Annotated in this window: 11 protein-coding genes and 1 pseudogene; 7 read left to right on the top strand and 5 right to left on the bottom strand. The window is 70.5% G+C overall.

Annotation, left to right across the window (positions count from 1 at the left end; all coding sequences use genetic code 11):
• Positions 1 to 922 (bottom strand): serine/threonine-protein kinase (locus tag E1293_RS38865; protein WP_165978586.1); only part of this gene is annotated, 922 nt, incomplete at its 3' end.
• Positions 923 to 1,049: 127 nt separating this feature from the next.
• Here E1293_RS38865 and E1293_RS38860 point away from each other — a divergent pair.
• Together E1293_RS38860 and E1293_RS38855 are read left to right on the top strand one after the other, a co-directional pair.
• Positions 1,050 to 1,499 (top strand): sterol carrier family protein, encoded by a 450-nt coding sequence (locus tag E1293_RS38860; RefSeq protein ID WP_132203780.1) that lies wholly within the window; start codon positions 1,050 to 1,052, stop codon positions 1,497 to 1,499.
• A gap of 43 nt (positions 1,500 to 1,542) precedes the next feature.
• Positions 1,543 to 2,172 (top strand): LamG domain-containing protein, encoded by a 630-nt coding sequence (locus tag E1293_RS38855; RefSeq protein ID WP_132203778.1) that lies wholly within the window; start codon positions 1,543 to 1,545, stop codon positions 2,170 to 2,172.
• Here the strand turns inward: E1293_RS38855 and E1293_RS38850 are convergent.
• Positions 2,169 to 2,543: a hypothetical protein gene (locus E1293_RS38850; protein ID WP_132203776.1), complete on the bottom strand. Its 375-nt coding sequence runs from the start codon at positions 2,541 to 2,543 to the stop codon at positions 2,169 to 2,171. The two genes, E1293_RS38855 and E1293_RS38850, sit on opposite strands and share 4 nt — an antisense overlap.
• Before the next feature lie 128 nt (positions 2,544 to 2,671).
• Here E1293_RS38850 and purF point away from each other — a divergent pair, with 128 nt between their 5' ends.
• Positions 2,672 to 4,126 (top strand): amidophosphoribosyltransferase, encoded by a 1,455-nt coding sequence (gene purF / locus E1293_RS38845; protein WP_132203774.1) that lies wholly within the window; start codon positions 2,672 to 2,674, stop codon positions 4,124 to 4,126.
• Complete coding sequence (gene purM, locus E1293_RS38840) at positions 4,123 to 5,163, top strand: phosphoribosylformylglycinamidine cyclo-ligase (protein ID WP_132203772.1); 1,041 nt, start codon at positions 4,123 to 4,125, stop codon at positions 5,161 to 5,163. The genes purF and purM overlap by 4 nt, the downstream gene beginning before the upstream one ends.
• A gap of 195 nt (positions 5,164 to 5,358) precedes the next feature.
• Here the strand turns inward: purM and E1293_RS38835 are convergent, their stop codons facing one another.
• Positions 5,359 to 5,565 carry a DUF3073 domain-containing protein gene (locus tag E1293_RS38835; protein WP_132203770.1) on the bottom strand — a complete coding sequence of 69 codons (207 nt, stop codon included), beginning with the start codon at positions 5,563 to 5,565 and terminating at the stop codon, positions 5,359 to 5,361.
• 314 nt (positions 5,566 to 5,879) lie between these two features.
• Entirely contained in the window at positions 5,880 to 6,962 is a 1,083-nt protein-coding gene (locus tag E1293_RS38830; RefSeq protein WP_132203768.1) for a Leu/Phe/Val dehydrogenase, read from the bottom strand.
• An 86-nt stretch (positions 6,963 to 7,048) separates the two neighbouring features.
• On the opposite strand from E1293_RS38830, the gene E1293_RS38825 reads away from it, so the two are divergent.
• Positions 7,049 to 7,957 (top strand): DUF8083 family protein, encoded by a 909-nt coding sequence (locus E1293_RS38825; RefSeq protein WP_132203766.1) that lies wholly within the window; start codon positions 7,049 to 7,051, stop codon positions 7,955 to 7,957.
• 274 nt (positions 7,958 to 8,231) lie between these two features.
• Positions 8,232 to 8,436: pseudogene (bldC, locus tag E1293_RS38820) on the top strand (developmental transcriptional regulator BldC).
• 237 nt (positions 8,437 to 8,673) lie between these two features.
• On the opposite strand, the gene E1293_RS38815 reads toward bldC, so the two are convergent.
• A complete protein-coding gene (locus E1293_RS38815) occupies positions 8,674 to 9,363 on the bottom strand; it encodes a TetR/AcrR family transcriptional regulator (protein ID WP_243717208.1) in 690 nt (229 codons plus the stop codon).
• A gap of 368 nt (positions 9,364 to 9,731) precedes the next feature.
• Here E1293_RS38815 and E1293_RS38810 point away from each other — a divergent pair, with 368 nt between their 5' ends.
• Positions 9,732 to 10,733, top strand: coding sequence for a LacI family DNA-binding transcriptional regulator (locus E1293_RS38810; RefSeq protein ID WP_132203764.1), 1,002 nt, complete (start codon positions 9,732 to 9,734; stop codon positions 10,731 to 10,733).
• The last annotated feature ends 9 nt before the right edge of the window (positions 10,734 to 10,742 follow it).

Here is a 10,742-nt window from a genome sequence, read left to right as displayed (position 1 = left end):
CCATGGGGGGACGTGGTGGCACGTTCCGCGGCGCTGCGTTTCCTGTGGCGCCTGTGGCTAGGGCGCGTCCCTCCGCCACGATGGAGGGCGGCAGGCGGCCAGGGAGCGAGCTGTCCTCGCTGAGGAGCTTCTCGAGGATCGCCTTGGCCGTTGGACGCTCCGCCGGGTTCTTGGCCAGAGCGCTGGCCACTACGTCGCGCAAGGAATCGGGCACTTCTGACAGTTCGGCCTCGTCGTAGACGATCCGCTGCATCACTTCCGACGGCGACCCCTCCCCGAACGGCGGATTGCCCGTCGAGGCGAAGAGAAGTGTCGAGGCCCACGCGAACACGTCCGCCGCAGGGCCGATGCCCTGGCCGCTGAGCTGCTCTGGGGACTTGTAGGCGGGGTCCTCGGTCATGTGCCCGCTGAAGGCGACGTTCACGGCCTCCATGGCGCGGGCGATGCCGAAGTCGCTCATCTTCGGCCCGTCCCGACCCAGGAGGACGTTTCCAGGCTTCAGGTTGTGATGAAGAGCACCCGCCCTGTGGACGGCGGCCAGGGCGACCGCCATACCGACGGACACGCGTTCGACGACGACACCGCCGCGCACGCCCTCCTCGTCGACGAGTTGCTGGAGGGACGGCCCGTCCACCCACTCGCTCACCACGTAGGGACGGTCGCCGTCGACGTCCGCGTGCAGGATCGCCGCCGTGCAGAAGCCGGACACCTTGCGGGCGGCGGAGAACGCGCCGGCGAACCGCGACCGCGCGACGGGCTCGCCGCTCAGCCGCACATGCAGGACCTTCACGGCGACGGGGCCGCCGGACGGGTCCCTGCCGAGGAAGACGGCGCCCTGCTCGCCGACGCCGAGCCGACCCGTGATCTCGAACGAGCCGAGCCGCCGCGGGTCACCCGGCTGCAAGGGCAGCGCCTCGGGCATCTGACGAACCTCCGTCTCCCCGGGGACCCCTTGTCCCCGGCCTCCCCGTTCATCCCCCATGCCTTGGCACCGAGGTCCTTTTTACCGTCTGCGCGACACCAGGGTGGACCCGGTAGCGTCGTCCGCGATGCCGCGTACACCGCTCTCCCTAGCCCTCCTCAACGAGCAGCGCGCCGCGCTCGGCCTGCCGCCGCACACCGGTGCGGACGAGCCCGCCGCGCTGCGCCGCGCGGCCCTGGACACGGTCCTGGCCGGTGCGGGTGCGGGTGCGGGGGGCGCCGAACCGTCCCGGCCGATCGTCAAGGGAGCGGTGCGGTTCCTGCTCGACCGGCTGGCCGAGCTGGCACCCGGCCGCTCCGTGGAGGTTCGGGTCCCTCCGCACGCCGCCGTTCAGTGCATCGACGGCCCGCACCATACCCGTGGTACACCCCCGAATGTGGTGGAGATGGACGCCGCGACGTGGATCGCGTTGGCCACCGGGCGGCTGGCCTGGGCGGACGCCCTCGCCGAAGGACGAGTCCGTGCCAGCGGCGCGCGCGCGGACCTGACGGCGTTTCTCCCCATACCCCTCGACTGAGCGGCACGGCGCGCATAGCGTGCGCCTAACCGGAGGTGATCCCGTGCTGATCGCTCACTGGACGTTCGACCTCGACACCCTGGACGGACGCAAGGTCGCGGTCGCGGCCGGGGCCGCGCCTGACATCGAGCTGGGCGAGACCGCCGAGGTCGTCCCGGGACGGGACGGCGGGGCCCTGGCGCTGCATGGGCACGACCGCGCGGTGGTCCCCGCCGTGCCGCAGCTCGTCCTCAGCCAGGTCTTCGGGTTCAGCGTGGCGTTCTTCGTCCAGGTCACGGAGGAGCCGACCGGTGAGTGGCGCAGCCTCGTCTACAAGCCGGTCGCTGAGAACGACGCGCGGGGCCTGGGCCTCTGGCTGTACCCGGACGCGATGAGGGTCCGCGTCCAGCTCTTCACCGTCAAGGGCCCCGACTACGTGGACAGCCGCACCAGGCTGCCCGTGGGCGAATGGGTCCACATCGCATTGGTCGTGGACACCGCAGGGATGTCCCTCTACATCAACGGCAAGCAGGATGTGGGCCTCTCCCTGGAGCACGCCGTGGTCACACCGGCCGGCCCCGTCTACCTGGGCAGCGAGCTCACCAAGCCCGGTTTCGGTGGCCTCCTGGACGATTTCAGGGTGTACGCCACCGCACTCGACGACGACGCCATACGCGCCCTGGCGGCGGGCTAGTAGCGCTGGGTACCCGCCTGCGCGAAGGGGAACTCGCGTTCCACGCAGCCACGCCGTGACAGGTCGTCCGGGTACCGCGCCTCGTTCCCGCACTGGGCCGCCTTGCTCAGCAGCCAGAAAAGTGTCCCGGCACCGATGGCGAGGGCCAGCGTGGAACAGACGACCCCCACCATGGCCGGACGCCGATCAGGGGTGCGCCGGACGAGGCAGACGACACCCAGGACGAGCCCGGCGAGCGCCGGGACCATGCCTGCGAAACATGCGGCGAGCCCGACCAGGCCGACGATTCCGAGCACCTGCGAGGCCCGCGCCATGGTGCTCCGCTTGGGCGGGGCAGGGGGCGAGTAGGTCCGGTACCCGGGCAGCGTCATGCAGTCCTCCACGTGTCGTCCCCAGATTCCCCCGAACCACGTGATGCCCACTGGTCCCGGGGAGTAAAGGTCCGTTAAGGAGATGCCACCGATCGGAGCAGGTGAACGGGGCATCTAGACTGGCTGATGTGCCTCTCCGTGATGGACGTCTGAGCCACGACATCGATCCCTCCGACCGCGCCCCGCAGGACGCGTGCGGCGTCTTCGGCGTCTGGGTTCCCGCCGAGCAGGCGGCCAAAGCCGAAGTGAGCAAGCTCACCTACTACGGCCTGTACGCGCTCCAGCACCGGGGCCAGGAGTCGGCGGGAATCGCCGTGAGCGACGGCTCCCGCATCGTCGTGTTCAAGGACATGGGCCTCGTCGCCCAGGTCTTCGACGAGTCGGTGCTGAACACGCTGCGCGGCCACATCGCCGTCGGCCACTGCCGCTACTCCACGACGGGCTCGCCCACGTGGGAGAACGCGCAGCCCACGTTCCGGTCCACGGACGCGGGCGGGATGGCGCTCGTGCACAACGGCAACCTGATCAACACGCCGCAACTGGCCGCGCGGCTGGCCCCGGGCGTGCTGACCGCGACGACCGACACCGAGGTCCTGACGGCCCTGCTGGCCAACCGGGGCGAGGGCGGCGCGCTGGAGGCGGCGCGGGAGGTCCTTCCGGCGACGCGCGGCGCGTACTCGCTCGTCTTCATGGACGAGGGAACGCTCTACGCGGCCCGCGACCCCGAGGGCATCCGGCCGCTCGTGCTCGGCGCGCTGGAGGACCGCGGCTGGGTGGTGGCGTCCGAGACGGCCGGCCTCGACATCGTCGGCGCCCGCTTCGTCCGGGAGATCGAGCCCGGCGAGATGGTCGCGATCGACGGCGAGGGCGTGCGGTCGGAGCGGTTCGCCGAGGCGCGGCCCAAGGGCTGCCTGTTCGAGTACGTCTACCTGGCGCGGCCCGACACGACGATCGCCGGGCGCAGCGTCCAGGCCACCCGGGTGGAGGTCGGACGGCGGCTCGCGCGCGAGCACCCCGTCGAGGCCGACATGGTCATCCCGACGCCCGAGTCGGGCACGCCGCCAGCGATCGGCTACGCGGAGGCGTCCGGCATCCCCTACGGCCAGGGGCTGGTGAAGAACTCCTACGTCGGCCGGACGTTCATCCAGCCGTCCCAGACGATCCGCCAGCTCGGCATCAGGCTCAAGCTGAACCCGCTGCGGGAGGCGATCGAGGGCAAGCGCCTGGTCGTGGTGGACGACTCGATCGTGCGCGGCAACACCCAGCGCGCCATCGTCGCGATGCTGCGGGACGCGGGCGCCGCCGAGGTGCACGTGCGGATCTCCAGCCCGCCCGTCGCCTGGCCGTGCTTCTACGGCATCGACTTCGCGACCCGCGCCGAGCTGATCGCCGGGAACCTGTCGGTCGAGGGGATCCGCGACTCGCTCGGCGCCGACTCGCTCGGCTTCATCTCGCTGGACGAGCTGATCTCCGCCACGCGGATCCCCAAGGACAACCTGTGCCGGGCGTGCTTCGACGGCGTCTACCCCATCCCGGTGGATCAGGACGCTCGCGGCAAGCACCTGCTTGAGGTCGGCAAATGACGGACCGTCCGGCGGCCTCCTACGAGGCTGCCGGCGTCGACATCGCGGCGGGGGAACGCGCCGTCGAGTTGATGAAGTCCCGGGTGGTGCGTTCGCGGCGCCCGGAGGTCGTCGACGACGCCAGTGGTTTCGCGGGTCTTTTCGACGCTTCAGCGTTCCTGCGCTACAAGCGGCCGCTGCTGGCCACGTCCACGGACGGTGTCGGTACCAAGGTCGACCTGGCCCGGCGTCTCGGCATCTACGACACGATCGGCCACGACCTGGTCGGCATGGTCATCGACGACCTCGCCGTATGCGGCGCGGAACCGTTGTTCATGACCGACTACATCGCCTGCGGGAAGGTCGTCCCAGAACGCATCGCCGACATCGTCGGTGGCATCGCGGACGCCTGCGCTCTGGCCGGGTGTGCCCTCATAGGTGGCGAGACCGCCGAACACCCCGGTTTGCTGGAGGCGGACGAGTTCGACCTCGCGGGCGCAGGTACGGGCGTTGTCGAGGCTGACGAGATCCTGGGTCCTGACCGGGTGCAGGTGGGGGATGTCGTCATCGCCATGGCGTCGTCCGGTATCCATTCGAACGGGTATTCGCTCGTCCGCCACATCCTGGCGACGTCGGACCTGGCTCTGGAAGCCCAGCCGGACGAGCTGGACCGTCCGCTCGGTGAGGAACTTCTCACCCCGACGCGCATCTACGCCAAGGATTGCCTGGCCCTGATGCAGGCCGGCGGCGTACGGGCGTTCGCTCACATCACGGGTGGCGGGCTGGCGGCCAACCTGGCCCGCTCACTGCCGCCCACCGTGGACGCCGTGCTGGAGCGCTCGTCCTGGGAGATGCCGCCGGTGTTCCGTGTCTTGCAAGGACATGGGGAAGTGCCCCAAGCCGAGATGGACAAGACGTTCAACCTCGGCGTCGGAATGGCCGCGATCGTCGCCCCGGAGGCAGCCGATGCGGCGCTGCGCCTGCTGGCGTCCCGCGGCATGCCGTCCTGGCGGCTCGGCGAGACCACCGCCGGTGCCGGCATGGCCAGGCTCGCCTGACGCCCCCGGAACCTCGTCCGACGACTCCGGAACCTCGTCCGACGGGCCTGAGGCGACGGCTGAGCGCCTCTCGTGCCCCATTGGCCACACGGAGACCACGAGCCGCCCGAGTGGCGCGAGAGGCCCGCTCAGCGGCCGAAGGGCATGACAAACGCCACCGCCCCTGGTGCGGGCGGTGGCGTATGTGTCAGCCGGTCAACCGGAAGTGCCGTCCTTACGGGTCTCCGAGTTGTACTCATCGGCGTAGTCGGCGTACTTCTCGGCGAGCTCGTCATAGGAGTCGTCGTCGGAGTCGCTGACTCCCAGTTCGTCCTTCAGGCGGTCGAGGTCCGTATTGCCGCCGTTGTACTTGAGTTGGCGGGCAACCTTCACCTGCTTGGCCTTGGCTCGGCCGCGACCCATTGGCTCGACCCCCTCGATGGTCAGGGCTTTCGTGGGCCCATCAACGCGCGCGTGTACCACACGAAGCGGTGCCTGATGAGCCATGCGTCAGTCACGGGTACAACCGTACCCGTTTTGCGCCCGGCTCGGTACATCGACGGTACGTGGCGGCGCCCCTGTTGCTGCTAACAACAGTGTATCCGGTGGTCACGAGTACGTGCGAAGGCCACCGCAGGACGGTCGCAGACCGCCCCGCGATGGCCCTCACAACGGTTTTGCAACGGTCTAAACAGGTCTAGGAAGCCCACCCTGCGGACCGCGGCCATCCGGTGGCATCAGAGAAGAATGCCCCGGAGTCTGCCGATCTCGGACATCCGGCGCTCCGCGAGCCGGTCGGCGGCCACCGCCGGCGGGACACCCTCGTCGGCGGCCAGCGCGAAGATCTTCCGGGTGGTGTCGTAGATTCCGGCGGCGCGGGCCTTGGCACGGTCGAAGTTGAAGCCCTCGATCTCGTCCGCGACCTGGATCACACCACCGGAGTTCACCACATAGTCGGGCGCGTACAGGACGTCACGGTCGGCTAGGCGCTTCTCCACGCCGGTGTGGGCGAGCTGGTTGTTGGCGGCGCCGCACACGACCTTGGCGGTCAGCACGGGCACCGTCTCGTCGTTCAGGGAGCCGCCCAGCGCGCACGGTGCGTACACGTCGAGTTCCGTGCGGACCATCGCGTCGGCGTCTGCGACGACCTCCACCTCCGGGTGCAGGGACCGGACGCGGTCGACGGCGGCCTCGTTCACGTCGCAGATGACGACGTCCGCACCGTCCTCGCGGAGGTGCTCCACCAGCCGGTGCCCGACCTTCCCGACGCCTTCGACCCCGACGCGCTTGCCACGCAGCGTGGGTGCGCCCCACACGGTCTCCGCCGCTGCCCGCATCCCCTGGAACACGCCGAACGCGGTCAGGATGGACGAGTCGCCGGCACCGCCGTGCGCGACCGTCCGCCCGGTGACGAAACGGCACTCGCGCGCCACGATGTCCATGTCCTCGCTGAACGTGCCGACGTCGCACGCCGTGTAGTAGCGGCCGTTCAGGGACTGGACGAAACGTCCGTAGGCCCGCAGCATCGACTCCGACTTGTCGACCGCGGGGTCGCCGATGATGACGGCCTTGCCGCCGCCGAGGTCGAGCCCGGCAAGGGCGTTCTTGTACGCCATGCCGCGGGACAGGTTCAGCACGTCGGCCAGGGCCTCTTCCTCGGACCCGTACGGGTAGAAGCGGGTGCCTCCCAGGGACGGGCCGAGCGCGGTGGAGTAGATGGCGATGATCGCGCGCAGGCCGCTGGCCTCGTCCTGGCAGAAGACGACCTGCTCGTGTCGGGGCTCGGTGCCCTTGTGGGGCGCCCCGAAGACATTAGGCACGGTAGTGCCCTCCTCTCTGTCTCTAAGATCAGCCTAGGGCGCGTGATGGCCCCACGCCCGGGCGAATCTCATGTAACGATGCCGTCGTGCTTCCGTACGCCGCGTACCTACGGGTTTATGAACCGGTGACCGCCTTCCCGGAGCCCGCGCGGACTCTGTGGACGGTTTACGCCGATTCCAGGCGGCGTCCCAGGCGGATCCATGCGCTCGGGGTGGAGCACCGGGAGGCCACGCTCAGGCTGACCGGCTCGCCACCGGAGGTCGTCCCAGAGCGGGAGAGCAGGGACGCCTATATCCGGCGCCTTGAGGACATGATCTACGTGTGCCCCTGGGGAACGCGCCTGCGGTCGTGGCTGGCCTTCGAGCGGTTCAGGAACGAGCACGCGGCCGGTGTCGCGGCGGCGTTCGTCCCGCCGCCCCTGTCGGAACGGGTGATGGACGACTTCGACCAGTGGAAGCGCCTGGGCCGCACCCTGCGCACGCACATCCTCACGAGCACCTGGCACGTCCCGCTGGACTGGTTCGTGCCGTTCGCGCGCGGTGAGCGGTCGCTGCTGCTGGGCACGCCGGGCTCGGAGAGCGCTGAGGGCGCCGAGGAGCACGCCGGCTCAGGCCCGGCGACGGCCGCGCCCGCGCGCACCCTCATCTACGTCACCTCGATGGACGAGGCGCGCCGCCGCGTGGCGGCCGCGCTCCCGGTGGTGCGCGAGAACCTCGGCGACGGGCAGGGAGAGGTCTACCTCCTGTCGGCCGGACGGCTGGAGACGCTCGCGCGCTGGCTCGGCGAGTTCCACCCGGGCGCGCTCGTGGAGCTCGACTACGGCGGGCTCGTCCACCTGCTGGACGACGAGGCCCTCCGCACGGACGAGTCGGTCGCCGAGATGGCCGTGGCGCTCACCGGCATGGAGCGCGGCGAGGTCGAGCTGACCGTCGCGATGTACAAGCGGCTCCTCGCCCGCTGGCGGCCCGTCCGGGCGCTCGAGGCGGCGAACTAAAACAAATTTCCCGAATCCCCGCGCGATACGACTATACGTGTCGCTAGAATCACGCAGCGTGACCCAGCGTCCACCGTGCAGGCGCAGCTTCCCGCACTTGCGGGGATGTTTGCACGCAACTACAGCCAGGAACTTGCTTGTTGCGCTGAGTGGTGGCAAGGTTACACGTTGTGATGTCATAGTGGCTCTTTCGGGCCATAGGGGACATCAGTGACCACGCGAGGATCATTCGCTGGATCGCTGTCATCGGTCCACGGAGGAGAGGCCGCAAAAAATGTCAGCACGTACGCCAGAGGCCGAGCCCCTGCTGACGCCGGCGGAGGTGGCGACGATGTTCCGCGTCGACCCCAAGACCGTCACGCGCTGGGCGAAGGCGGGGAAGCTCACGTCCATCCGGACACTGGGGGGGGCATCGTCGCTACCGCGAGGCGGAGGTGCGGGCGCTGCTCGCGGGAATTCCGCAGCAGCGCTCGGAGTAACCGTTCCGGCCGCGTTGCCCCCGGGGAAGGGCGCTAGAGCGTCCGGCTCCGAGGGCAACGCGGTGCGATCGGGGCCACGGGGCCACGGTGCCAGGTGGGGCTGGTGTCCGGTTGTGGACGCGCACGAGTTAGATGTCCGAAACTCCGTGCACGTCAGCGCGATCACCGCAGGTCGCGTGGCCCACGGCCGGTCACGTTCGGTTACCGGCGCGCCGCCGGTTACCGAAGCACCGCCGGTTACTGGCTCATCTCCTCGTGGGCCAGCCGGTCGAAGAGCGCGCCGGTGCCGGGGTCGTGCCGCCCCGCGATCTGCATGATGACCACGAGCTGGTCGACGAGCAGGCGTTCCAGGTCGGGCCGCGCCACGTCCCGGTTCTCCAGCCAGTCCAGGCCGGCGGTCTCCACCGTCGCCATCCAGCAGCGCAGCGTGATGCGCAGGATGGGCGCCGGCACGTCCACGTCCAGCGAGTGCAGGATCCGGTCCAGCAGCAGCTGCCGGATGCCGTCGACGATCTCGCCGGCCTCGCCGGACCGGTCCGCCGGGCCGCCCCGCAGCAGCGCCGTGTAGCCCGCCGCGTGGCTCTCCACGAAGTCGAAGTACCGCTTCAGCGAGATCCGCAGCCGTTCGAGCGGCTTGCCCTCCGTGGGCGGTTCGAGCAGCACCGACAGCTTCTTCGCGGCACTGCCGAGGGCCGCGATGTACAGCTCGTACTTGCCGCCGAAGTAGTGGTAGACCAGCGCGCGCGACGCGCCGGCCCGGGCCGCCACGTCGTCGATCGAGATGTCCTCGGGCGAGCGCGTGCTGAACAGCTGCAGCGCCGCCTCGATCAGTTCGTCTCGCCGTTCGTCCACGCTGAGCCGGCGACGGCCCCGTCCGCCGCTCGGCCGGCTGCGCGCCTTGTCGCCGGCCACCGCACGATCTCCCACCTGGGCAGCGTATCCGAGCCGGGCGCGCGGCAGGCCCCGGCGGGCGGCCCTGGGACACGCTCTTCACCCGCTCGTGATCAGTTGTGATCTGGAACACCACAGGCCCGAACCACCATTGTCGGATGCCCGTTACTCGCTGTTGCGGCGATTTGGGGGGAAGGCGCGGCATCATGGCATCTCCTCCCGAGCGGAGGACGGCGTGCCGCACCCCCGACCGGCGCGCCGTCGCGGCAGGTCCTGCAGGTCCCCCCGGACGGAGTGCCATGTCAGCTGATGAAGCAAATCCCCCGCACCAGCGGCAGGGAGAGGGCGCGGTGCCCCGGCCGCGCAGCGAACCCTCTCCCGCCCCGCGCGACGAGGGGAGGGCGGTGCCCGCGCCGAAACCGACCATCCGCAACGTCGCCGAGCGCGCCGGAGTGTCGAAGTCGCTCGTGTCCCTGGTGATGCGGGGGTCACCGCACGTGAGCGAACGCCGGCGGCAGGCCGTCCTGCAGGCCGCCCGCGAACTCGGCTACCGGCCGAACGCCGTGGCGCGCAGCCTGGTCGAGGGGCGCACCCGCCTGATCGGCGCCATCGTCGCCGACCTGCACAACCCGTTCTTCGCCGAGTTCCTCGACGGGCTCCAGGAGAGCCTGCACGGCGCGGGCCTGCGGATGCTGGTCGGCAGCGGCCGATGGGACCCGCTGTTCGAGGCGGAGGCGGTCGAGGCGTTCCTGGAGATGCGGGTGGACGGCCTGGTCCTGCTCAGCGTCGTCCCCGAATCGCTCAAGGAGGCCGCCGCCAGCGTTCCCGTCGTGGTCGTCGGTGAACGCGACGTCGTCGGCGTCGACATCGTCGTGGACGACGACGAGCTCGGCGCGAGCCTGGCCGTCGACCACCTCGTCGAGCACGGCCACCGCCGGATCGCGCACATCGAGGGGGCGCGCTCCACCACCGCCCGCTACCGCCGCGCCGGCTACGAGAAGGCGATGCGCCGGCACGGCCTCACCGGCGAGATCGTCGTCGAGGCCGGCGACTTCACCGAGGACGGCGGCTACCGGGCCGCGGGCGCGCTGCTGCGCCGCGACCACCGGCCGACCGCGATCTTCGCGCCGAACGACCTGGTCGCGACCGGCGCGCTGTCGGCCGCCGACGAGCTCGGCATGCGGGTGCCGGCGGACCTGTCCATCGTCGGCTACGACAACACCCATCTCGCGGCGATCCGGCACATCTCGCTGACCAGCGTCGACCAGCCGCGCCGCGACATGGGCCGGGTGGCCGCCGAGCTGCTCACCGCGCGGATCGGCGACCCGTCCCGGGCCGCCCGGCAGAACCTGGTCGTCCCGCACCTGGTGGTCCGCTCGACGACGGGGCCCGCTCCCGCCCTTTAGCTCCCGCCC

It is taken from the genome of Actinomadura darangshiensis, assembly GCF_004349235.1.
Classification (GTDB): Bacteria; Actinomycetota; Actinomycetes; order Streptosporangiales; family Streptosporangiaceae; genus Spirillospora; species Spirillospora darangshiensis.
Note: the sequence above shows the minus strand (reverse complement) of the source record. Positions and strands in the feature narration are given on the sequence as shown.